Origin of the sequence: Nocardia sp. NPDC051833 (genome assembly GCF_040681225.1) — a bacterium.
Classification (GTDB): Bacteria; Actinomycetota; Actinomycetes; order Mycobacteriales; family Mycobacteriaceae; genus Nocardia.
This window is the reverse complement of the sequence record NZ_JBFAYK010000001.1, coordinates 767,388-789,586: the sequence shown is the minus strand read 5'-3', so window position 1 is coordinate 789,586 and position 22,199 is coordinate 767,388. Positions and strand designations below refer to the sequence as shown.

Here is a 22,199-nt window from a genome sequence, read left to right as displayed (position 1 = left end):
GCGCGACCCGTTGTGGATGGGGAGGTTCACGACGTCCGATCGGTCTCTCGGTGGCGGTGGAATCGGCCGAGTGGACGCGCTCACCGGCCCCTTCGTCGCCGGGCCGGGAATACGGCGAGGTAGTGCGCGCGTTGAGGAACGCGGGTGAATCATAGAAATCGTAGAGAGCAGGGGTGGACCCCGAAGATGCCCAGGTCAGCGGTGGTATAGGCTTTGTCGGTCATGAAGTCGGCTTATACGGGTCCGGTCAACGGTGCGCCCAACACGGTCTACCTCGACCACGCGGCCACCACTCCGATGCTGCCCGCCGCCGTCGAGGCGATGACGGCTGCGCTGACGACGGTGGGTAATGCCTCGTCGTTGCATGGATCGGGCCGGGCGGCGCGGCGGGCGCTGGAGGAGGCGCGCGAGGCGATCGCGGCCGAGCTGGGCGCGCGGCCGTCGGAGGTGATCTTCACCTCCGGGGGGACCGAGAGCGACAATCTGGCCCTCAAGGGCATCTTCTGGGGGCGCAGGGCGGGCGATCCGCGGCGCACCAGGATCGTCACCAGCGCGGTCGAGCATCACGCGGTGCTCGACGCGGTCGAGTGGCTGGAGAAGCACGAGGGCGCCCAGGTCAGCTGGCTGCCGGTGGATGCCGATGGCGTGGTGTCGCCGCAGGCGCTGCGCGAGGTGCTCGCCGCGCACGCCGACGAGGTCGCGCTGGTCAGCGTCATGTGGGCGAACAACGAGGTCGGCACGATCCAGCCGATCACCGAACTGGCGGCGGTCGCCGGGGAATTCGGCATCCCGATGCACAGCGACGCGATCCAGGCGGTGACCCAGGTCCCCGTCGATTTCGGTGCGAGCGGGCTGGCCGCGCTCAGCGTCGCCGGGCACAAGGCGGGCGGCCCGCACGGCATCGGCGTGCTGCTGCTCGGCAGGCAGGTGCCCTGCGTGCCGCTGGTGCACGGCGGTGGACACGAGCGTGACCTGCGGTCGGGCACCTCCGACGTGGCCGCGGCGGTCGGCCTGGCCGCGGCGCTGCGTGACGCGACCGGCGAGCTGCCCGCGCGTGCCGAGCACCTGCGTGACCTGCGCGAACAGCTGATCGCGGGCGTGCGGGAGGTGGCACCCGAGGCGGTCCTCAACGGGCCGCTCGGCGAGCGGCGTCTGCCCGGCAACGCCCACTTCACCTTCCCCGGCTGCGAGGGCGACTCGCTGCTCATGCTGCTCGACGCCGCCGGTGTCGAATGCTCGACCGGGTCGGCCTGCAACGCGGGCGTGGCATCGCCGAGTCATGTGCTGATCGCGATGGGCGTCGAGCCCTGGCAGGCCCGCAGTTCGCTGCGGTTCTCGCTGGGTCATACGTCGACCGGGGCCGATATCGAGACATTGTTGACCGTTCTGCCGCAGGTCATCGAACGGGCCAGGGCCGCGGGCCTGGCCGGCGCTAGAGGAGGTGCCTGATGCGAGTACTCGCCGCGATGAGTGGTGGTGTCGATTCGGCGGTGGCCGCGGCGCGGGCCGTGGACGCCGGTCACGAGGTGGTCGGGGTGCACCTGGCGCTGTCCGCCACGCCGGGCACGCTGCGCACCGGATCGCGCGGTTGCTGCTCCAAGGAGGACGCCGGTGACGCGCGTCGCGCCGCCGACGTGCTCGGCATCCCGTTCTACGTGTGGGACTTCGCCGACCGCTTCAAAGAGGACGTGATCGACGACTTCGTCGCCGCCTACGCCGCGGGCGAGACCCCCAACCCGTGCCTGCGCTGCAACGAGAAGATCAAGTTCTCGGCCCTGGCCGACCGCGCGCAGGCCCTGGGCTTCGACGCCGTCGTCACCGGCCACTACGCCCGGCTCGACGACGGCGTGCTGCGCCGCGCGGTCGACGCCGACAAGGACCAGTCCTATGTGCTCGCGGTCCTCACCGCCGAGCAGCTGTCGCGCGCGATGTTCCCGGTCGGTGACACCCCGAAGCCGCGGATCCGCGAGGAAGCCGCCGAGCGCGGCCTTGCCGTGGCGAACAAGCCCGACAGCCACGACATCTGCTTCATCCCCTCCGGCGACACCAGGGCCTTCCTCGGCGCCAAGATCGGCATCCGGCCCGGCGCGCTCGTCGACTCCGACGGCACCGTGCTCGGCGAGCACGAGGGCGTGCACGGGTTCACCGTCGGCCAGCGCAAGGGCCTGGGCCTGACGCACACCGCCGCCGACGGCAAGCCCCGCTACGTCACCGGCATCGACCCCGATTCCGGGACGGTCAGCGTCGGTTCGATCGAAGACCTCCAGGTCGACGTCGTCACCGCCGATCGCGCCATCTGGACCTCCGGCGAGCGCCCGGACGGGCCGGTCGAGTGCGTCGTGCAGGTGCGCGCGCACGGCGGCACCGCGCCCGCCGTCGTCACCCCCGAGGGCGACGGGTTCGTCGCGAGCCTGCGCGAACCGCTCACCGGTGTCGCCAAGGGGCAGGCGATCGTGCTCTACCTGCCCGATGCCGAGGGTGGGGACACCGTGGTCGGCAGCGGCACCATCAACGGCACCGACCGCGCCGGCGTTCCGGCCTGATCGGCTCGTACCCGCGCCGGGACGGGAGCCACGCGGGGCCGACCGAGGCCGCCGCCGTGGTGCGGGGCAGGATGGTGACCGGCGGCGACTGGCGTTCGATGAATCGAAAGGTGTTGAGCGCGTGACATTGTGGCGCAGCGAGAACTCGCAGGAGACGGCCGCACCGGAGCCGGTCGTCCCGCTCGCGGGCGGCACCGCCACCGGCATCGGCTCGTGGCCCGGCACCGATCCGCGCGAGGCGGCCGCGACGATCATCGGCGAACTCGCCGATCTCCCGCACCTGGTCGAGCTGCCCGATCGCGGCGTCGGCGCGGACATGATCGGCCGGGTCTCGGCGCTGCTCGTCGACCTGCGCTTCGATTCCACCACCCGCGGCTACCGGTTGGGCGCCCGGCCCGGCGCGGTGTCACGCCGGGCCAGGGACCTGCTGAACGAAGACCTCGACGCCATCGAAGAAGCCTGGGAGACAGCGGGTCTGGCGGGTACGGGCCGCGTGGTGAAGATCCAGTCCGCGGGCCCGCTGACCCTCGCCGCCGAGGTCGAGCTGCCCGGCGGGCACCGGATCCTCACCGATTCCGGTGCGGTGCGCGATCTTTCGGAATCCCTCGCCGAAGGGCTGGCCCGACATGCCGCCGAGGTCGCCCGGCGGCTCGGGGCCCAGGTGGTCGTCCAGCTCGACGAACCCCGGCTCACCACGGTGCTCGACGGCTCGCTCCGGGGTCCGAGCATCCTCAACACCATCCGCGCGCTCCCCGAACCGGAGGCGCTGCACATCCTCGACACGGTGATCACCGCCCAGCCCGCGCCGGTTCTGCTGCACACCTGTGCCACCCGGCCCGCCCTCACCACCCTGGGCCGCAGCGCCGCCACCGCGATCTCCTTCGACGCGGCCACGCTCACCACCCCCGACCTGGACGCCCTCGGGGAGATCCTCGACTCCGGCAAGAAGATCGCGCTCGGCCTGACCCCCACCGCGCCGCCCGCCACGCCGCCGACCTGGCGCACCGTCGCCGAACCCGGCGTCCGCCTGATCGATCGCCTCGGTTTCCCCCGTCGTGTCCTCGCCGAGCAGATCCTGGTCACCCCCGCCTGCGGCCTGGCCGGCGCGCCGCTGCCCTGGGCGCGCAAGGCCATCACCCTCACCGGCGAGGTCGCCCGCGCCTTCGCCGAGGAGCCGGAGTCGATCTCGCTCGACTGACGGCGATCATCCCGGAATGCCCCCGCGACGTGCGGTAACGGTGGCCGGAAGTGTCGGTGGGCTCGACTAGTGTTCGACAGGTGAGTGACAGCGACAGCGTGGTTTCCGTGGGTGCCGAGCCGGTGGGCGCGAGCCCCGAGCAGCGGGTGCAGTGGCAGCAGCTGGCGGACGAGGTGCGCGAGCACCAGTTCCGCTACTACGTGCGCGACGCGCCGATCATCACCGACGGTGAGTTCGACACCCTGCTGCGGCGATTGCAGGCGCTCGAAGACGCCCACCCCGACCTGCGGACGCCGGATTCGCCGACCCAGCTCGTCGGCGGCGGCTTCGCCACCGACTTCACCGCCGTCGACCATCTCGAACGAATGCTGTCGCTGGACAACGTCTTCGACTACGACGAACTGCGTGCCTGGGCAAGCCGGGTGGAGGCCGAGACCGGGCCGGACCTGCACTACCTGTGCGAGGTCAAGATCGACGGCGTCGCGCTGAACCTGGTGTACGAGAACGGCAGGCTGGTGCGCGGCGCGACCCGCGGCGACGGCCGCACCGGCGAGGACGTCACCCTCAACGCGCGCACCATCGAAGACATCCCGGCCGAACTCACCCCGAGCGCGGACTTCCCGATCCCCGAGCTGCTGGAAGTGCGCGGCGAGGTCTACTTCCGGCTCGCGGACTTCGAGACCCTCAACGCCCAGATCGTCGCCGAAGGCAAACCGCCGTACGCGAATCCGCGCAATACCGCCGCCGGTTCGCTGCGCCAGAAGAACCCGGCGATCACCGCCCAGCGCAGGCTGCGGATGATCTGTCACGGCTTCGGCCGGATCGAGGGCTACCGCCCGGAGTCCCAGCACGAGGCCTACCAGGCGCTGACCGCCTGGGGCCTGCCGGTCTCCGAGCACACCCGGCTGGTCAAGGGCATCGATGCCGTCATCGAGCGGGTCGCCTACTGGGGCGAACACCGCCACGACATCGAGCACGAGATCGACGGCCAGGTGATCAAGATCGACGAGCTGGCGTTGCAGCGCCGCCTCGGCTCCACCTCGCGGGCCCCGCGCTGGGCCATCGCCTACAAGTACCCGCCGGAAGAGGCGACGACGACGCTGCTCAACATCGAGGTGAACGTCGGCCGCACCGGCCGGGTCACCCCGTTCGCGGTGATGGCGCCGGTCTCCATCGCCGGCTCGACCGTCGCCATGGCCACCCTGCACAACGCCTCCGAGGTGAAGCGCAAGGGCGTGCTGATCGGCGACACCGTCACCATCCGCAAGGCGGGCGACGTGATCCCCGAGGTCCTCGGCCCGGTCGTCGACGCCCGCACCGGCGACGAACGCGAGTTCGTGATGCCGACGCACTGCCCCGAATGCGGCACCGAGCTGGCGCCTGCCAAGGAGGGCGACGCCGACATCCGCTGCCCGAACCAGCGGCACTGCCCGGCCCAGCTGCGCGAACGCGTTTTCCACCTGGCAGGCCGCGGCGCCTTCGACATCGAAGCCCTCGGCTACGAGGCCGCCAACGCGCTGCTCACCTCGGGCGCCATCACCGACGAGGGCGACCTGTTCGCGCTCGACGAGCAGGCGCTGCTCGGTGTCCCGCTGTTCACGAAGCAGGACGGTGCGCTGTCGGCCAACGGCGCGCGCCTGCTGGAGAACCTGAACGCCGCCAAGGACACTCCGCTGTGGCGGGTGCTCGTCGGCCTGTCGATCCGGCACGTCGGTCCGACCGCCGCTCGCGCGCTGGCCTCCGAATTCGCGAGCCTGGATCGCATCGAAGCGGCGACCGGCGACGAGCTCGCGGCCACCGACGGTGTCGGTCCCACCATCGCGGCGGCCGTCGTCGAGTGGTTCACCGTCGACTGGCATCGCGCCATCGTCGACAAGTGGCGCGCGGCGGGCGTGCGCATGGAAGACGAACGCGACGACTCCATCGAGCGCACGCTCGAGGGCCTGTCCATCGTCGTCACCGGCTCGCTGCAGACCTTCACCCGCGACGGCGCCAAGGAGGCGATCCTGGTGCGCGGCGGCAAGGCGGCGGGCTCGGTGTCGAAGAAGACGGCGTTCGTGGTGATCGGTGACGCGCCCGGCTCGAAGGCGGCCAAGGCCGAGGAACTCGGCGTCCCGATCCTCGACGAGGACGGTTTCCGGGCACTGCTGGCGGGCGGACCCGCCGCGGTCACCCCGGCGCCGGACGCCACCGAGGACGAGTAGTCGCCCGGTCGGGGTCCGCCGCGGGCGGATGGATCCCGGCCTCGCTCAGTTCGGGGTGACGGTGACGGTATTGCCGATCTGCGTCTTCATGTCGAAGCTCGAGCACTGCCCGTTGCTGATCTCCACGTGGCGGGTCGGCCGCTTCTTGATATTGGTCTGGATATCGACAGCCACATGCGTCCCCGACATCGAGCACACCTTCGACACCGGCCCGTCGGTGTAGGACACCGAACCGGCGCCCTGACAGGAATTCGTCTCGTTCCCGAGGAACACCCGGGCGGTCCCGTTCGGGCACGGATCGGCCACCGCGCTCGGCGCGCTCAGCACCACCGGCACCACGGCGCCCGCGGTCACCGCCGCGACGACAACTCCGCGAACCATCATCCGAACAGCCATCCCGCGCACCCATCCTCGTCGTCGACTCAGCTCCGCCGACCGGGCGGCCGCGGTGCCCAGCATGCTAGTGCGTCCGCGCCGAACACGCCCGGCCACGGCGGATACCGTCTGGGGTGAGCGGTGTCCTAGGCGGGGTCCTCGGGGTGCGGGCCGGTCGCGAAGGGGTTGGGCTCGTCGTCGGCGAGGACGCCGACGAAAGGGTCGCCCTCGTCGGCGAAGGTGTAGGCGCCGTCGCGGATGCGCGCGATCAGACCGTGGGTCCAGGCGGCTTCGCTGTCGGCCGAGTGGATCCACATGTTCATGATCTCGCCGATGTGGCCGAGCTGTGCGGGTCCCTGCTCGGGGGCGTAGTACTCGGTGACCGAGGAGCGCCACTGCGTGAGGCCGGTAATCCGCTGTTCGAGCAGGGCGATGGCCTCGGCGCGGGGGAGGTCGACGATGAATCCGATTGCCGCCGAGAGCATGTCCATCTTCTGGTCGTAGGAGGTCAGGGCCTGGCGGAGCAGCGCGAAGTACTCCGCGGTGCCCTTGTCGTTGATCTCGTACTCGACCCGCGGTGGGCCGCCGACCGTGCTCGGCGCGACCTCGTGCTCGACGAGCAGTCCCTGCTTGGCCATCTGCTTGAGCGCGTGATAGATCGAGCCCGGCTTGGCGTTGGACCACTCGTGGGCGCCCCAGAACTCCAGGTCGTTGCGCACCTGATAGCCGTGTGCCCGACCGTGCTGCCGGACCGCGCCCAGAACCAGCAGGCGGATCGCTGACATGGCTGTCTCCCTTCCGATGACCGGTGACCAAGGTAGCAGTATTCAAGTTTGACTAATCGCGACCGGAGTCGTACCGTGGCCGTCTAGTCAAGTTTGACCACTGAGTGGCGGAGGGGTGTAGTGACCAACCACGACCAGGCGATAGTCGTCGAAGGACTACGGAAGAACTACGGAGCCGAACGGGCGCTCGACGGCCTGGACCTCACGGTCCGGGCCGGGACCGTCCACGCGGTCCTCGGCCCGAACGGCGCGGGCAAGACCACGGCGGTGCGCATCATGTCGACGCTGCTGCGTCCCGACGCGGGACGCGTCGAAGTGGCCGGTCTCGATGTGCGCGCGGACGCCGATCGGGTGCGCGCGCGGATCGGCCTGCTCGGTCAGAGCGCGGCGGTCGACGAGGAACTCAGCGGTCGGCAGAACCTGGAGATGTTCGGGCGTCTCTATCACCTGGGCGCGCGGCGCGCCGGTGTCCGGGCCGACGAACTGCTGGCGCGGTTCGGGCTCGGGGATACCGGGACGAAGGCCGTCAAGCAGTACAGCGGGGGCATGCGGCGACGGCTCGATCTCGCGGCCTCGCTCATCGCCGAACCCGAGGTGCTCTTCCTGGACGAGCCGACGACCGGGCTCGACCCCAGGGGGCGCACGGAGGTGTGGAATTCGGTGCGGTCCCTGGTGGACGGCGGCACCACCGTGCTGCTGACCACGCAGTACCTGGAGGAGGCCGATCAGCTGGCCGACCGGATCTCGGTGATCGACCACGGCAGGGTCATCGCGGCGGGCACGGCCGACGAGCTGAAGTCCGAGACGGGCGGCGACCGCATCGACGTGGTCCTGCGCGGCACCGCCGACCTGGCGCGCACGGCGTCGCTGCTGCCCGGCGAGACCGTGGTGGACGAGGACCGGCGGATGGTCAGCGCCGCCGTCGGCGACCGGATGGCGGCCCTGACCGAGACCGTCCGGGCACTGGCGGCGAACGGGATCGAGCCCGAGGACATCGCGGTCCGGCGCCCGACGCTCGACGAGGTCTTCCTGCACCTGACGAAAGAGAACGCGGCATGAGCACGACGCAACCGGCACCGTCGGCGCTGAGCTGGGCGGTGACCGACTCGTGGACGATGACCCGGCGCGAGCTGGCGCACTGGGCGCGCCAGCCCGTGCAGGTGGTCGTCGGGCTGGTCTTCCCGGTGATGCTGCTGGTGATGTTCAGCTACCTGATCGGTGGTGGTCGGGGCGTCGACGGCGACTTCGAGGACTACCTGGTCCCCGGCATGCTCACGATGACCATGGCCTTCGGCCTCGAATCGACGATGCTCGCGGTCACCCAGGACCTCGACAAGGGCGTCATCGACCGGTTCCGGTCGATGCCGATGAACTCGGCCGCGGTCCTCGTCGGGCGCAGTATCGCCGACATGCTGCAGTCGGCGGTCGGGCTGACGGTGCTGATCGCGGTCGGGTACGCGATCGGCTGGCGCTGGCACGGCGGTGTCGCCGCGTTCCTGGGGGCGGTGGGTCTGCTGTTGCTGCTCCGGTTCGCGATGCTGTGGATCGGCATCTACCTGGCGATGGTCGCGGGCACCCCGGAACTGGTGCAGGCGGTGCAGATCCTGGTCTGGCCGATCGCCTTCCTTTCCAACGCCATCGCCGCGCCCGAATCGATGCCGTCGTGGCTGGGCGCGGTCGTCGAGTGGAATCCCATGTCGGCGACGGCGACGGCGGTGCGCGGCCTGTTCGGCAACCCGGTCGCGGCCGGTGACAGCTGGGCCGCGACCAACGCGGAACTGCTCGCGGTGGTCTGGCCGGTGGCCCTGCTCGCGGTGTTCTTCCCGCTGGCGGTGCGGCGGTTCCGGGACCTGAGCCGCTAGCCGTCCGGCGCGCTCCGGTCGAGCTCGGTGCGCCGGCTCGGCCGGGCGCCGGGCGCCTACCGCGTGCGCGGGTGCGTCGTCGCCTAGTCTTGCGAAGGATCTCGGAGAGGCGGACGACCCTTGCTGCGTAGTTTTCAGGTGACCAATCACCGATCGCTGGCCGAGGCGCAGCAATTGCGGTTGAGCAAAGGGAGCGGCAGTCCGGTCGCCGTGCCGGTGACCGCCGTGCACGGCGTGGCGGCGTCGGGGAAGACGAGCCTGGTCGACGCGCTCGCGCAGATGCGGGACGCGGTGCTGCACTCGGTGAGCGGATGGGACCCGTACGCGGGGCCGGTGCGCAGGCCGCATCTCGGATTCGCGGATCGGCCGACCGAGTTCGTCGCGGGGTTCGTGGCCGAGGGCGTGCCCTACACCTACGGCTTCCGGCTCGACAACGTCGATGTGATCGCGGAATGGCTGTACACCCATCCGCGCTCGCGCAAGCGGATCGTGTTCGAGCGCAACGGCGATCAGGTCAAGATCGGGCCGATGTTCGAGGCGGCCCGCTACGGCGTGGCGCCGCTGGTTCCGCTGGTGCGGCCGAACGCGCTGCTGCTGAGCCTGGCGGGGCAGATGTACGCCGAAGCGCTGGTGCCCGCGTATCGCTGGTTCGCCGCGAACCTGCGGGTGCAGCAGGGCGAGGCGGGCGTCGAGGAGCTCGCGCGGGATCTGGGCGGTCACATCTCGCGCTCGCCCGACAACGCGGCCCGGCTGCTGATGCTGTTGCGAACGGCGGATCTGGGTATCGAGGATCTGCTTGTCGCCGAACACGATCCGATGTACGCGGACTACCTGCGCGACCTCGACGCCGAGATCGGCACGCTGGCAGCGCAACTCGACCACGGCGGTGCCGATCCGATTCTGCTGGAACGGGAATTGAGCACCCTGCGCGCCGCCCGCGACGCGCTCTACCGGCGGATGGTGGACCGGCGCGGCGCCGCGCTGAGCCTGGTGCACGAGGGCATCGACGTGCCGTTCGAACTCGCCGACGAATCCACCGCGACCCGTGCGCTGCTGCGGGTGCTGCCCGCCATGCTCGAGGCGCTCGACACCGGCCAGGTGCTCGCGGTCGACGATCTCGGCGCCGGCCTGCCGGTGGAGGAGACCGACCGGCTCGTCCAGCTGTTCCAGAACCCGGAGACCAACGCGCGTGGCGCGCAACTGATCTACACCACCGCCCAGCGCGCGCTGATCGACCGGGGCAACGGCCGCTCGCAGCGCACCCGCGCCGCGGTCTGGCAGCTGCGCCGGGAACAGAGCGTCAGCGAGCTCACGCCACTGTGACGTGGCCGCGGGGCCGACGCCGGTCGCGCGGGGTGGGCCTACCATGGGCGGCATGCTCGAAGTGGTGATGGCCGCGGCCATGGTGACGATGCTGGTCGTGACGATCGGCGCCGTCGCCGCCCACCGGATCGGCCGCGGCGGCGGCGCGAACCTGGAACAGGGCTCGCTCTACATCACCGGCGTCAGCCCGCTGCCCGCGATGACCGGCGAGCACTACGTGACCATCACCGGCACCCTGATCGGCCCGTCCGTGCCCGGGACGGTGGTGTACCGGCGCTTCGCCTGGGACGCCGCGCAGTGGCCGTCGATCGGCGATCAGCTGCTGGTCGTCTATCCGCCGCGCAATCCGGACCGGTGGGTGGCCCAGCATCCTGGCCTGCGGTCCTACCTGGGGTCGTGAGCTCACCGCCCCGGTGAGACATGGGTGAGTTTCAGATCACAACGGCCGGGGTGGGATCATGCCCGGATGCAGGGTAACCACCATCAGACCCCGGGGAACGGCGTCCGGATCCGGACCGCCCGCCCCGAGGAATTCGCCGCCATCTCCGCGCTGACCGTGCAGGTGTATGTGGGCGACGGCTATGTCGACGAAGACGACAGCTACGTCCAGGAGCTGGGCGACGTCACCCACCGGGCCGCCGAGGCCCAGGTGCTGGTCGCCGTGCACGACGGCAAGGTCGCAGGCTCGCTCACCGTCGCGAAGCCGGGCACCCGTTACGCCGAGATCGCGTTACCGGGCGAGCTGGAATTCCGGATGCTCGCGGTGGCCAAGGACGCGCGCGGCCTCGGGGTGGGAACGGCGTTGGTGCGCGCCGTGATCGACGAGGCGCGTGCCGGTGGCTACGCGGCGGTGGCGCTGACCACCATGGGCACGATGGTCGACGCGCACCGCATCTACGAGCGACTGGGTTTCGTCGGTGTGCCGGAACGCAATTGGTCCACCAACGACGGACTGCAGCTGTACGTGATGCGGCTGGCGCTCAGCTGAGCACGGTCGCGACGATGCCTGCCAGATAGCCCAGCCGCGCCACTTCCGACGGGCGGAAGTCGGGGCCGCCGGGCCGGCCGAGCAGCAGCGACTTGCCGGTGCTGCCCAGCGGGGCGGCGGCCAGTTTGGTGTCCATGTCGCGCCAGATCTGCGGCACCCACTCGGCCTCGCCGTCGAGCCAGGACGGCTTCTCCAGCGGCATCCACGGGGCCGAACCCGCTTGCGTCTCAGGCGCACTCGGACTGCCGACGACGCGGTACGCGCCACCCGGGCCCATCCCGATGATCGTCGACCAGCCCACGCGCAGCACCCGCGGCACCCCGTCGACGAGGACCTGCAGGCGATCGTCGCGCGCACTGGCGACCTGATCGATCAGCTCGAGCTCACGATGGGTGTCGAGGACGCCGGAGTAGGGGCGGATCGAGTCGACACTCACGTCGTGGACGGACTCCGCGGCGGTGATCAGGGTGTCGGGCAGCGCGCCGGTGGGCACCTCGACCACCAGATCGTCGATCGCGAATCCGGCGCCACGCTCGACCACGTCGAGCGAGAGGATGTCCGCGCCGACCCCGCCGAGGGCGAGTGCCAGGGAGCCGAGGCTTCCCGGTCGATCCGGAAGTTGCACGCGGAGCAGGTATGACACGTGCGTTCCTTTCCTAGGCGGCCGGGGCTGTTCGACACGAATACCCGGTGACGCAATACTTACACCCCCGAGCGCGGGCTATCGAGTCGAAGTATGCGCCCCGGGGCGCGACATGCGCGAACTTTCGCGCGAGGCGGGTGCGTCCGGCACCGTCCGCCGCCCTCGATAGGCGTACCTCCGCCTGCGCTCCGGCCTGCGCAGGGCTGAGGACTGCTGCGCAGCCGTGCCGATTAGGCTGTCAGCAATAGTTCCCATACCTATGCCGAAAGGGGTCCCGCGGTGCCCGCAATCTCCCGTGACGAGGTCGCTCACCTCGCCCGGCTGTCCCGGCTGGCGTTGACCGACGCCGAACTCGACCAGTTCGCCGGTCAGCTGGATTCGATCCTCAGCCACGTGCGGACCATCTCCGAGGTCGCCGCCGACGTCCCCGCCACCGCGTCGCCGAACCCGACGACCAATGTGACCAGGCCCGATGTGGTCGTGCCCGGTCTGACTCCCGAGCAGGCGCTGGACCAGGCGCCGGCCGTGGAAGAGCAGCGTTTCCTGGTCCCGCAGATTCTGGGAGAGGGCGAATGAGCGAGTTGACCACGCTGTCGGCGGCCGAGCTGGCGGCCAAGATCCACGGCGGCGAGGTGTCCTCCACCGAGGTCACCCGGGCGCACCTGGATCGGATCGCCGCGGTCGACGGTGAGCTCAACGCGTTCCTGCACGTCGCCGGGGACGAGGCGCTGGCCGCGGCCGCCGTGGTCGACGCCGCGCTGGCCGCGGGCGAGACGCCCGCCTCGCCGCTGGCGGGAGTCCCGTTGGCGCTCAAGGACGTTTTCACCACCACCGACATGCCCACCACCTGCGCCTCGAAGGTGCTGGAGGGCTGGATGTCGCCCTACGACGCGACGGTCACCGCGCGGCTGCGCGCCGCGGGCATCCCGATCCTGGGCAAGACCAACATGGACGAGTTCGCGATGGGCTCCTCCACCGAGAACTCGGCCTACGGCCCGACCCGCAACCCCTGGGACACCACCCGCATCCCCGGTGGTTCCGGCGGCGGCTCGGCGGCGGCGCTGGCCTCGTTCCAGGCGCCGCTGGCGATCGGCACCGACACCGGCGGCTCGATCCGGCAGCCCGCCGCGGTCACCGCGACGGTCGGCGTGAAGCCCACCTACGGCACCGTCTCGCGCTACGGCCTGGTCGCCTGCGCGTCCTCGCTGGACCAGGGCGGTCCGTGTGGTCGCACGGTGCTCGACACCGCGCTGCTGCACGAGGTGATCGCCGGATACGACCCGCGTGACTCCACCTCCCGCGACGTGCCGGTGGCCCCGGTGGTCGAGGCGGCCAAGCTGGGCGCCAACGGTGATCTGAGCGGCGTGCGGGTCGGCGTGGTGCGCGAATTGCATTCCGACAGTTACCAGCCCGGCGTGCTGGCCTCCTTCGACGCCGCGGTCGCGGTGCTGAAGGAACTCGGCGCCGAGGTGGTGGAGGTGTCGTGCCCGAACTTCGAGTACGCGCTGTCCTCGTACTACCTGGTGATGCCGTCGGAGGTGTCGTCGAACCTGGCGCGCTTCGACGCCATGCGCTACGGCCTGCGTGTCGGTGACGACGGCAGCCACAGCGCCGACCAGGTGATGTCGCTGACCCGCGAGGCCGGGTTCGGTCCCGAGGTGAAGCGCCGCATCATCATCGGCACCTACGCGCTCTCGGCCGGTTACTACGACGCCTACTACGGTCAGGCGCTCAAGGTTCGCACGATGATCGCGCGCGACTTCGACGCCGCCTACGAGCAGGTCGACGTGCTGGTCTCGCCGACCAGCCCGTTCACCCCGTGGAAGCTGGGCGAGAAGGTCGACGACCCGCTGGCCATGTACCTGTCGGACCTGTGCACGCTGCCGACCAACCTGGCCGGGCACTGCGGCATGTCGGTGCCGTCGGGGCTCTCGGCCGAGGACAACCTGCCGGTGGGCCTGCAGATCATGGCGCCCGCGCTGGCCGACGACCGCCTGTACCGGGTGGGCGCGGCGTACGAGGTGGCGCGCGGCGCGCTGCCCGCGCCCGCGGGCGTCTGACAGCACTACGGAGCGGGGTGCGCTGGGCCGGATCGGCCTGGCGCACCCCGTTTTTCAGATCTCGGTCGCGCGCTTGCCGACGCCTGCGGTCATCGCGGCGAAGCCGGCGCGCAGATGCTTGCCCAGGGCGAGTTCGACGACCGGGCTGAGCCAGCCGGCCAGGGTGAACCGCGACTCGTAGCGGGTGCGGTTCGGGCCGAGCGCGACCACGGTGTGCGAGCGCAGGCTGTGCAGGGCGCCCAGCGGCACCGGCTTCATCGCGTAGCTGAACTCCGCGCCGGGGGTGTGGGTGCGGATCCACTCGCGCTGCGGGCGGCGGTTGGGGCCGAGCTGCACCTGCATGTCGATGGGCGAGCCGGGCTCCAGGGTGGTCGCCGCCTCGTAGCAGAAGGTGTTCCATTCGCCGTAGCGGTCGAAATCGGTGAGCACCTGCCACACCGTCTCGGCGGGGGCGTCGATCTCGATCGTTTCGTCGATAGTGAGGGCCATGCGGAAAAACTAGGACATGTTCTAGTTTTCGGCAACCAGGTCAGCCCAGCCGCCTGCGGCGCTTGCGCAGCGCGTCGATGATGACCGCCGAGGCCGCCGTCACCGCGAACAGGCCGAGCACCGTCCTGGCCAGCGGCCAGAGGTTCGGGCGGTCGGCCGGGTCGGTCGTCGCGAAGACGTTCTCGACCACCGGGGCGCCGTACTCCTGCCTGCGTGAGTTCACGTCGACCGCGGTGAACGCGATATCGGCCATCACCCCGCAGCGGGCCCGGGAGAACTCGTCGTCGCGCAGCTCACAGGCCGCGTGGATGCGCCGGTTCAGCGCCGCGTCCACCGAGCGCCGCGCCCACGGGCCCAGCGGTTCGTCGACCCGTTCGGCGTAGCGGAGCATGTCGTAGCCCAGGTCGTGGGCCTTGCAGGCGGGGCCGAACTCGGCGGGCAGCGTCACCGGGGAGGAGCAGCTGCCGTTCGGGTTGACCAGCAGCCCGTCCTGCTGGGCCGGGTCGTAGCCGAACTTGTAGCCGAAGTCGCGGGGGATCAGCGCGGTGGCGTCGGGATCGTCGTCGGTGAGCGCGCGCACCACCGCGGCGGCGGCCGCGTTCTCGGTGTCGGCACCGGGCGTGGTGCCCATGGCGCCGGGCGCCGACATGACGACGGCGGCGGCCATCGCCAGCCCCGCGGTGCACAGGGCGACCCCGCTGCGGCGACGGTGCGGGGCTTCGGCCGGGGAGTCGGTGTTCGACGAGGCGGAGGCGGCGGAGACGGCGGTACGGGCACGGCGAGCGGCGGGTACCGGGCGAAGCGGGGTGTTCATGGCCTCCGACGGTAAGGAGCGGGTCCGGGGGCGGGCATCCCGCTGTGGACCGGTTCTCGGGGCGCGCGGGCGGGTGACCCGGCGCCGGGGTCACACCAGGGTAGGGGGTCCGAAATCGTTCGTGGGTATGAGGTCCGCTCACCGGACGGTTCGTAGGCTCGAGCCATGCCCGGACAACTGCGCCCCGCCGCGCGCCGCATCACCGCGCGAACCTGGTTCGACCTCGCGACGGTGGCGGTCGCGCTGACCCTGTACAGCGTCGCCTGGCCGACCCTGTTCGTCACCCACGACGTGCCGGCGGCCCTGGCCCCGCTGCTGTCGGCAATGGCGGTGTTCCCGATCCTGTTCGTGCGGGTCAACCCGGCCCTGGGCTGGGCGATCTCGGCGGGCGCCGCGCTGCTGTTCTCGATCGGGATGTCGCCGCTGCCGGACAACGACCTGCCGTTCCAGGTCGTGCACGTCATCGTGCTGTTCGTGCTGCTGTTCGCGGTGGCGCTGCGGGCCGCGGTGCCGATCATCGTGGTGGCCTGGGCGGCGCAGTCGATGCTCTTCGCCACCACCATGCCCGGCTCGGCCGACGGTCCGCTGTGGGGCTGGGTGGTCGGCTTCGGCGCGCTCGCGCTGTTCGGGTACCTGCTGCGCACCGTGGTCGCCTCGCGGCGCAAGCTGGAGCGCCAGGAGGAGGTCACCGAACTCGAACGCGCGCGCAGGGCGATCCTCGAGGAGAAGGCGCGCATCGCCCGTGACCTGCACGATGTGGTCGCCCACCACATGTCCATGGTGGTGGTGCAGGCCCAGACCGCGCCCTACCGGATCGACGATCTCGACCCGGCCGCGCGCGCGGAATTCGAGTCCATCGGCGCCACCGCGCGGACCGCGCTCAACGAGATCCGCGGCCTGCTCGGGGTGCTGCGCAGCGACGGTCAGCTGCCCGAGCACGCGCCGCAACCGCGCGCGGCCGACGTGCCCGAGCTGTGCGCCTCGGCCCAGCGGGCGGGCCTGCCGGTCGAGTGGACCGTGCGCGGTGACCTGGTGACGGTGCCCGAGACGACCGGGCTGACCGTGTATCGCGTGGTGCAGGAGTCGATGGCGAACTCGGCCAGGCACGCGCCGGGCGCGCCGGTGCACGTCACCGTCGCGGTCGATCCCGGGGTGGTCCTGGTGACCGTGCGCAACGCGGCCGCGGTGGCCGTCGGCGGGCCGGGCGCGGGCGGCGGGCACGGGATCGACGGCATGCGGACCAGGGTCGAGGCGGTCGGTGGTGAGCTCGCCGCCGGGCCCACTCCGGACGGTGGCTTCGAGGTGTCGGCGAAACTGCCCACGCCGTAGGCCTCTTCGCATCGTCGGTGCGCCCATTAGGGTGGTCGAGTGGCTATTACCGTTTTGATCGCCGACGACCAGGCGATGGTGCGGCAGGGTTTCGGCGCGCTGCTGGCCGCCCAGCCCGACATCAGCGTCATCGGTGACGCGCCCGACGGCCGGGTCGCGGTGGCCGAGGCCAAGCGGTTGCGCCCCGACGTGGTGCTGATGGACGTGCGGATGCCGGAGATGAACGGTCTCGACGCCGCCCGCGCCATCCTGGCCGCCGGGTTCGACCCGCCGGTCCGGGTGCTGATGCTGACCACCTTCGACATCGACGACTACGTCTACGAGGCGCTGAGCCTGGGCGCGAGCGGGTTCTTGCTCAAGGACGCGCCCGCCGAGGAACTGGTGCGCGCGGTCCGGGTCGTCGCCGACGGTGAGGCGCTGCTGGCGCCGACGATCACCCGGCGCCTGATCGCCGACGTCACCCGCAGGCGCAACACCGTGCGCCCACCCGCCGCGCCCGCGCTCGGCTCGCTGACCCCGCGCGAGCGGGAAGTGCTCGAACTGGTCGCCAAGGGACTGTCGAACACCGAGATCGCCGAGGCGCTGTTCGTCGCCGAGCAGACCGTGAAAACCCATGTCTCCAAGGTCTTCTCGAAGCTCGGGCTGCGCGATCGAGCGCAGGCGGTGGTGCTTGCCTATGAATCCGGCCTGGTCGTTCCCGGCTGAGCCGGTGCGCTCAGCGCGGGCAGACGCCGCCGCGCAACTCCGGCAGGTGCCGCGCCAGCAGCAGCGCCATCCGGTCCAGCAGGGCGGTGGTGTCGTCGAAGGTGCCCGAATCCGCTTGCGCGGCAAGGGCGACCGCCAGCTGGCCGCTGCCGACCGGCACCAGCCCGAACTGGCGCACGGTGTAGACGCCGGTGTCGTCGTCGGGGCCCCAGCCGCCCTTGAACTCGGTGCCGTCGAGCTGGCCCAGGCCCCAGCCCTGTTCGGGCGTGATCTCGCCCATCAGCTGCCGGACCAGCTCGGTGTGCGGCAGGCAGGGCAGTCGCGAGGCGAACCGGACCTGGTTGGCCAGCGACCATTCGGTGCCGCCGAAGGAGGTGTAGTCGAGTTCGGTGCGCAGGTTCGCCTTGTCGGTGGAGATGTCGCCCGCCTCGTCGAGGACCTCCTGCACGGCCTCGGCGGCCTCCTCGCCGTCGCCGAGGGACTCCCACAGGCCCTCGGCGGCGTCGTTGTCCGACACCGTGATCGCGGCCTCGACCATCTCGAAGATGGACTGGTCCTGATCGTGGCGCAGCGCGGCGACGGCCAGCGGGACCTTGATCGTCGACCAGGCGATGCCGGTGGTCCAGTCGCCGTAGATCGTCATCCGGCCGCCGCCGACCGGCATCAGCGCCATGCCGACCTGGCCCGGCAGCTGGGCCTGCAGCTGGGTGAACTCCGCGGCCAGCGAATCGGGCAGCATGATGGACAGCCCGGGGTGCCAGGCGTCTTCGCTGTTCACCGTGACCGTGGGGGCGCTCACGGCGGTCGGGGTACCCGGCAGGGCACACGAGGCCGACAGCACGGCCGAGGCCAGCACCACACACTGCAGCAGCCTGCGACAGGCAGCCGCCTTACCGGACGACTTCACCACCGAATCCTCCCCACCACCCACTGCGCGTCGGCGCCCTGCTTCGGCGGTGCAAACTACTCGTCGAGCGCGCCCGGACAATACCGGACGACCGTTAGCAAGTTTCACCGATTTTCGGCGAGAATTCGAATGAACGTGGTCACGCCGCTGCGCGGGTGCCATGCTGGTCCGCCACAGGCGCCGGAAGGGGGTCGCAGTGCTCGACATCGGTGAGGTGTTCGCCGGGTTCACCATCGAGCGGATGCTCGGCCAGGGCGGCATGGGCACGGTGTACCTGGCGCGGCATCCGCGACTGGACCGGCTGACCGCGCTCAAGCTGCTCAATCGCGACCTGTTCGCCGACGAACGGGTGCGCGCCCGGTTCGAGCGGGAAGCCGATCTGGCGGCCGGGCTCGACCACCCCGGCATCGTCACCGTCTTCGACCGGGGGACCGAGGGCGAGCAGCTGTGGATCAGCATGCAGTACGTCGACGGGATCGACGCGGCGACCGTCGATCCGATGACGCTGCCGCCCGAACGGGCCGTGCAGATCATCGAAGGGGTCGCCGACGCACTGGATTACGCGCACGGCAGGGGCGTGCTGCACCGGGACGTGAAGCCGGCCAACATCCTGCTGGCCCGCTCCAGCGGCGGACAGGGCGAGCGGGTGTTCCTCACCGACTTCGGCATCGCCCGCCTGCGCGCCGATTCCACCCACCTCACCCAGCAGGGCATGTTCACCGCGACCCTGGCCTACGCCTCGCCCGAACAGATGACCGGCGCCGAACTCGACCACCGCTCCGACCAGTACTCCCTGGCGTGCGCCCTGTACTGGCTGCTCACCGGCATCGCGCCGTTCGACTCGCCCGACCCGAACGAGATCATCCGCGGCACCCTCTACCTCAACCCGCCACCCCTGGCCCTGCGTCGCCAGGGCCTCCCGCCCGCTCTGGATGCCGTCCTCGCCGCCGCCATGGCCAAATATCCAGTCGCCCGCTTCGACTCTTGTACCGCCTTCGCCAAGGCCGCCCGCCAGGCTCTCACCTCCAACACCCCACCCTCGCTACCGCGTCCCCCGGCCAACACCCCGGCCTTCTACCCACCCGCCCCGGTGGGCCCCTACCAGCCCCAGGCCCCCGGCTACGGCCCCAACCCCGCCCAGCCGATCCCGCCCGCCCCCCACCCGGCTTGGCGCCCACCACACCAACCTCCCGCCCCCGCCGGACCCGTCCCGGTCCCGCCACGGGCCCCCGTCCCGCCCCCCGCCGGATACGCGCCACCGCACCCAGGCCCGGCCGCCCAGCCGCCTGCGGCTCAGCCGGGGGCGCAACCGCCTACGGCGCAAAAGGGTGTTCAGCCACATGCGGTGCAGCAACCGCCGGTAGCACAACAGGCTGCGCACCCACCGATGGCGCAGCAACCGCCCGCGGGGCCACCCGGTGTTCAGGCGCCTGGGGCGCACCGGTCGCCCGGTGTCGCGCAGGTACCCGTGGCGCAACAGATTCCGGGTGCGCAGCCGGGTGCGCACGCGGCTGTCATGCCTGCGTCATCGATCCCGAATCCTGTTGCCGCTCAACCATCCTCGACCCAGCCGCCGAGTGGACCGATTCCCGCCGTGCCACCGGCGCCCGGCGCCCAGTCGACGGAGCCGCCCGCAGGGCAACCGCACGGTGCGGATCTGCGCGGCGCGCAGTCACCTTCGGTAGTCGGATCCGGTCGTGCGCGGTTCGCGGGCGATCGGGTCGGAGCAGGCGAGTCGCGGCAGGTGGGGGAGAGCGCAGATGGTGCGTCGGCCGCCGCGGTGCCCGGGGTGGTCGCTGGAGTGGCCGCCGCGACGTCGTGCGGGAGTTCGGCGACGAACCGTGGCACCGTCGACGACGGGACGCGTTCATCCGGCGACAACGACAGCAGGGCTGAAGGTTCCGCCTCGACAGCGGGGCAAGCGGATACCGATTCGGTCGTGACCGATGTCGTCCCGATGCCGGACACCGGGCAGTTGGATGTCGCGAACGCGAATGCTCTGACCGAGGTGACGCCGGTGACGCGCTCGGCTGGCAGCGCGGGCCCGATTCGCGAATCAGCCAGCGTTCGAGGCGATTCCGGTACCGCCACTGGTACCGAATCGAGTTCGCCGGAGCGTCAGCCGGTGAGTGGCGTTCTCGGGTCTACCCGAGCCGCTGATCGCCCTGCGGAGCAGGACGGTGACGGCGGCCCGGCGATCGGCCAGAACCTCGGGCCCGCAGGTTCGCCGCAGCAAGGCAGCGAGCGACACGAGGCGCCGGGTCACTCCGCGTCACCCGGCGACGAGCGGGCCGAGGCCGTCGGCTCCGTGCCTGGGCACCGGGGTTCGCCGCAGGAAGGCGTCGCGCAGGACCGGGGGGCGCCGCAAGCAGGGGTGGAACTGCCGGTTTCGACAGGCGATGAGCCGGATACGGCGCCCGGGTCCGGGGAATCGCCGCACCTCGACCTTGCCGCCGATGGCGAGCGGGGATCGGTGGGCGGACCGGATGCTGGGCAGGGCAGCTCCCTGCACGCTGGCGTGCCCCTGTCCGGGGATGCCCAGGCTGGGCTTGCGAGGGAAGCGGGTGCGACGTACGGGTCAACCGCCGGACAAGGGATCGCGCAGCACCGAGTTGTCCCGCCCGAGGACGGGTTGCCGCAATACAGCGGTGCGCCGAATGCCTCCCCACAACCAGGTGGTGCGCCGAGTGGCTCGCCGGAGGCGGGTGCTGTGTCGAGTGGGTCGCCGCAGGCCGGTGGTGCGCCGAATGCCTCGCCGCAGGCTGGTGGTGTGCCGAGTGGTGCGCCGCAACCAGGTGGTGTGGCGGGTGCGTCGCCGGGGGCGGGTGCTGTGGTGAGTGGCTCGCCGGAGGCGGGTGGTGTGGCGAGTGGCTCGCCGCAGGCTGGTGGTGTGGTGAGTGGGGCGTCGCAACCGGGTGGTGCGCCGAGTGCCTCGCCGCAACCAGGTGGTGTGCCGAGTGGGTCGCCGCAGGCGGGTGGTGTGGCGAGCGGGTTGCCGCAGGCGGGAGGTGTGCCGGGTGCATCACCGCAGGCGGGTGGGGTGCCCGGTGGGCCGCCAGTAGGGCAGGGGCCGTGGGTGGGGCCGCGTCGGCCGGTGCGGCGGCGGATGTCGCGGGTGCATCGGCTGGGATGGTTGTTGCTGGCGGCGTTGGTGTTCGCGCTGGTGGGGTTGCTGGTGGCGTTGGTGGTCGTGGTGCTGCCCGACGGGGACGAGGACGTGGACGCGGCGGGTGGGACGGCCAAGGGGCCGTCGAGTTCGGCGGCGGCGGTGGTGGGGGATGCGTTCGTGGCGAGTCGGCGGGTGTTTCCGACGCTGGTTCCGCAGGGGGCGGTGGCCGAAGGCGAGGGGTATCGGGGCGCGCAGTGCGTCGCCGTGCGCGGGGTGAGCGAATTGCAGTGGAAAGAGCCCGCGCTGCAGTGGAATCCGATCAGCGCGGGCTGGCAGTGCGAGCGGACCGACAACAGTGCCGGGTCGGTGAGCTACCTGGTGCTGGAGTATCCGACGGCGGCGCAGGCGCGGTCGGTCGTGGAGGCGATGCCCGCGGCGGTGCGGTACCAGGGGAACAAAGACGGAGTGCCGTTCACGTTGCGCCGCTGGGTGGTTCCCGACCAGGCCAGCGTGCGCACCCAGACCGCCCACCAGGTCGTGAGCTTCCCCGACGACTCGACCCGCGCGAAATACGTGATCGCGGTGAGCCGCCGGGGCAGCAGCGGCATGGCGGGGGCGCCCCGGCCGACCGCCCAGGACGAGGTGATCGCCTGGTGGGAGGACGTGCCACTGTGACGCTCCGAATTCAGCGGACGGTGTACCGCCACAGTGTCACTCGACTCGCCTGATCGCGGAGTACCGGAACGCGCGCGAAGAGGAAGGATCGGCGGCCGAGGCGGTCCGGGCCGACCGATACCCGGCGGCGTCCGCGCCTGCCCGTGGCGCCCTCGCAGAGCTCTCCGTCGCGGCGGCATCCTCGAATGAC

20 protein-coding genes are annotated in these 22,199 nt (G+C 71.2%); 14 read left to right on the top strand and 6 right to left on the bottom strand.

Annotated features, from left to right (window positions below):
- The first annotated feature begins 222 nt into the window (after nucleotides 1–222).
- From AB0L91_RS03630 to ligA, 4 genes are all read left to right on the top strand, one after another.
- Nucleotides 223–1,449 (top strand): cysteine desulfurase family protein, encoded by a 1,227-nt coding sequence (locus AB0L91_RS03630; protein ID WP_365007110.1) that lies wholly within the window; start codon nucleotides 223–225, stop codon nucleotides 1,447–1,449.
- On the top strand, nucleotides 1,449–2,543 hold the full coding sequence (gene mnmA, locus AB0L91_RS03625) for a tRNA 2-thiouridine(34) synthase MnmA (RefSeq protein WP_365007109.1): 1,095 nt from the start codon (nucleotides 1,449–1,451) through the stop codon (nucleotides 2,541–2,543). Before AB0L91_RS03630 ends, mnmA begins: the two co-directional genes overlap by 1 nt.
- A gap of 121 nt (nucleotides 2,544–2,664) precedes the next feature.
- The gene (locus AB0L91_RS03620; RefSeq protein WP_365007108.1) at nucleotides 2,665–3,741 is read left to right on the top strand and encodes a methionine synthase; all 1,077 of its coding nucleotides are present in this window, start codon (nucleotides 2,665–2,667) and stop codon (nucleotides 3,739–3,741) included.
- 107 nt (nucleotides 3,742–3,848) lie between these two features.
- Nucleotides 3,849–5,945 carry an NAD-dependent DNA ligase LigA gene (gene ligA, locus AB0L91_RS03615; protein ID WP_365011167.1) on the top strand — a complete coding sequence of 699 codons (2,097 nt, stop codon included), beginning with the start codon at nucleotides 3,849–3,851 and terminating at the stop codon, nucleotides 5,943–5,945.
- A gap of 45 nt (nucleotides 5,946–5,990) precedes the next feature.
- Here the strand turns inward: ligA and AB0L91_RS03610 are convergent, their stop codons facing one another.
- Nucleotides 5,991–6,341 carry a hypothetical protein gene (locus tag AB0L91_RS03610; protein ID WP_357344016.1) on the bottom strand — a complete coding sequence of 117 codons (351 nt, stop codon included), beginning with the start codon at nucleotides 6,339–6,341 and terminating at the stop codon, nucleotides 5,991–5,993.
- A 125-nt stretch (nucleotides 6,342–6,466) separates the two neighbouring features.
- Nucleotides 6,467–7,105, bottom strand: a complete 639-nt coding sequence (locus tag AB0L91_RS03605) for a PadR family transcriptional regulator (RefSeq protein ID WP_365007107.1) — start codon at nucleotides 7,103–7,105, stop codon at nucleotides 6,467–6,469.
- A 120-nt stretch (nucleotides 7,106–7,225) separates the two neighbouring features.
- On the opposite strand from AB0L91_RS03605, the gene AB0L91_RS03600 reads away from it, so the two are divergent.
- The 5 genes from AB0L91_RS03600 (at nucleotide 7,226) to AB0L91_RS03580 (ending at nucleotide 11,278) form a co-directional block, all read left to right on the top strand.
- Nucleotides 7,226–8,164, top strand: a complete 939-nt coding sequence (locus AB0L91_RS03600; RefSeq protein ID WP_365007106.1) for an ATP-binding cassette domain-containing protein — start codon at nucleotides 7,226–7,228, stop codon at nucleotides 8,162–8,164.
- Nucleotides 8,161–8,967 (top strand): ABC transporter permease, encoded by an 807-nt coding sequence (locus AB0L91_RS03595; RefSeq protein ID WP_365007105.1) that lies wholly within the window; start codon nucleotides 8,161–8,163, stop codon nucleotides 8,965–8,967. The genes AB0L91_RS03600 and AB0L91_RS03595 overlap by 4 nt, the downstream gene beginning before the upstream one ends.
- Before the next feature lie 138 nt (nucleotides 8,968–9,105).
- On the top strand, nucleotides 9,106–10,290 hold the full coding sequence (locus AB0L91_RS03590; protein WP_365007104.1) for an ATP-binding protein: 1,185 nt from the start codon (nucleotides 9,106–9,108) through the stop codon (nucleotides 10,288–10,290).
- 52 nt (nucleotides 10,291–10,342) lie between these two features.
- Nucleotides 10,343–10,690 carry a hypothetical protein gene (locus AB0L91_RS03585; RefSeq protein ID WP_355284467.1) on the top strand — a complete coding sequence of 116 codons (348 nt, stop codon included), beginning with the start codon at nucleotides 10,343–10,345 and terminating at the stop codon, nucleotides 10,688–10,690.
- A 66-nt stretch (nucleotides 10,691–10,756) separates the two neighbouring features.
- Entirely contained in the window at nucleotides 10,757–11,278 is a 522-nt protein-coding gene (locus AB0L91_RS03580; RefSeq protein ID WP_365007103.1) for a GNAT family N-acetyltransferase, read from the top strand.
- On the opposite strand, the gene AB0L91_RS03575 is transcribed toward AB0L91_RS03580, so the two are convergent.
- A complete protein-coding gene (locus tag AB0L91_RS03575) occupies nucleotides 11,271–11,921 on the bottom strand; it encodes an amino acid-binding protein (RefSeq protein WP_365007102.1) in 651 nt (216 codons plus the stop codon). The genes AB0L91_RS03580 and AB0L91_RS03575 overlap by 8 nt on opposite strands.
- Before the next feature lie 279 nt (nucleotides 11,922–12,200).
- On the opposite strand from AB0L91_RS03575, the gene gatC reads away from it, so the two are divergent.
- Nucleotides 12,201–12,497 carry an Asp-tRNA(Asn)/Glu-tRNA(Gln) amidotransferase subunit GatC gene (gene gatC / locus AB0L91_RS03570; protein WP_067493225.1) on the top strand — a complete coding sequence of 99 codons (297 nt, stop codon included), beginning with the start codon at nucleotides 12,201–12,203 and terminating at the stop codon, nucleotides 12,495–12,497.
- Complete coding sequence (gene gatA, locus AB0L91_RS03565) at nucleotides 12,494–13,981, top strand: Asp-tRNA(Asn)/Glu-tRNA(Gln) amidotransferase subunit GatA (protein WP_365007101.1); 1,488 nt, start codon at nucleotides 12,494–12,496, stop codon at nucleotides 13,979–13,981. Before gatC ends, gatA begins: the two co-directional genes overlap by 4 nt.
- 54 nt (nucleotides 13,982–14,035) lie before the next feature.
- Here the strand turns inward: gatA and AB0L91_RS03560 are convergent, their stop codons facing one another.
- Nucleotides 14,036–14,470, bottom strand: a complete 435-nt coding sequence (locus AB0L91_RS03560) for an SRPBCC domain-containing protein (protein ID WP_357344029.1) — start codon at nucleotides 14,468–14,470, stop codon at nucleotides 14,036–14,038.
- 40 nt (nucleotides 14,471–14,510) lie between these two features.
- Entirely contained in the window at nucleotides 14,511–15,284 is a 774-nt protein-coding gene (locus AB0L91_RS03555) for a hypothetical protein (RefSeq protein ID WP_357344031.1), read from the bottom strand.
- A gap of 165 nt (nucleotides 15,285–15,449) precedes the next feature.
- Between AB0L91_RS03555 and AB0L91_RS03550 the strand changes: the two genes are divergently transcribed.
- Nucleotides 15,450–16,613, top strand: coding sequence for a histidine kinase (locus AB0L91_RS03550; RefSeq protein WP_365007100.1), 1,164 nt, complete (start codon nucleotides 15,450–15,452; stop codon nucleotides 16,611–16,613).
- 39 nt (nucleotides 16,614–16,652) lie between these two features.
- Entirely contained in the window at nucleotides 16,653–17,318 is a 666-nt protein-coding gene (locus AB0L91_RS03545) for a response regulator transcription factor (protein WP_355284485.1), read from the top strand.
- 10 nt (nucleotides 17,319–17,328) lie between these two features.
- Here the strand turns inward: AB0L91_RS03545 and AB0L91_RS03540 are convergent, their stop codons facing one another.
- Nucleotides 17,329–18,225 (bottom strand): hypothetical protein, encoded by an 897-nt coding sequence (locus AB0L91_RS03540; RefSeq protein ID WP_355284488.1) that lies wholly within the window; start codon nucleotides 18,223–18,225, stop codon nucleotides 17,329–17,331.
- Nucleotides 18,226–18,421: 196 nt separating this feature from the next.
- On the opposite strand from AB0L91_RS03540, the gene AB0L91_RS03535 reads away from it, so the two are divergent.
- On the top strand, nucleotides 18,422–22,009 hold the full coding sequence (locus AB0L91_RS03535; RefSeq protein ID WP_365007099.1) for a protein kinase: 3,588 nt from the start codon (nucleotides 18,422–18,424) through the stop codon (nucleotides 22,007–22,009).
- Nucleotides 22,010–22,199: the final 190 nt, after the last annotated feature.

What these genes read in the sequence shown, in the direction of transcription:
- AB0L91_RS03630 (WP_365007110.1), top strand. Translation starts at nt 223, where the DNA reads ATGAAGTCGGCTTATACGGGTCCGGTCAACGGTGCGCCCAACACGGTC.
- mnmA (WP_365007109.1), top strand. Translation starts at nt 1,449, where the DNA reads ATGCGAGTACTCGCCGCGATGAGTGGTGGTGTCGATTCGGCGGTGGCC.
- AB0L91_RS03610 (WP_357344016.1), bottom strand. Translation starts at nt 6,341, where the DNA reads ATGGCTGTTCGGATGATGGTTCGCGGAGTTGTCGTCGCGGCGGTGACC.
- AB0L91_RS03605 (WP_365007107.1), bottom strand. Translation starts at nt 7,105, where the DNA reads ATGTCAGCGATCCGCCTGCTGGTTCTGGGCGCGGTCCGGCAGCACGGT.
- AB0L91_RS03595 (WP_365007105.1), top strand. Translation starts at nt 8,161, where the DNA reads ATGAGCACGACGCAACCGGCACCGTCGGCGCTGAGCTGGGCGGTGACC.
- AB0L91_RS03585 (WP_355284467.1), top strand. Translation starts at nt 10,343, where the DNA reads ATGCTCGAAGTGGTGATGGCCGCGGCCATGGTGACGATGCTGGTCGTG.
- AB0L91_RS03580 (WP_365007103.1), top strand. Translation starts at nt 10,757, where the DNA reads ATGCAGGGTAACCACCATCAGACCCCGGGGAACGGCGTCCGGATCCGG.
- gatA (WP_365007101.1), top strand. Translation starts at nt 12,494, where the DNA reads ATGAGCGAGTTGACCACGCTGTCGGCGGCCGAGCTGGCGGCCAAGATC.
- AB0L91_RS03560 (WP_357344029.1), bottom strand. Translation starts at nt 14,470, where the DNA reads ATGGCCCTCACTATCGACGAAACGATCGAGATCGACGCCCCCGCCGAG.
- AB0L91_RS03555 (WP_357344031.1), bottom strand. Translation starts at nt 15,284, where the DNA reads ATGAACACCCCGCTTCGCCCGGTACCCGCCGCTCGCCGTGCCCGTACC.
- AB0L91_RS03550 (WP_365007100.1), top strand. Translation starts at nt 15,450, where the DNA reads ATGCCCGGACAACTGCGCCCCGCCGCGCGCCGCATCACCGCGCGAACC.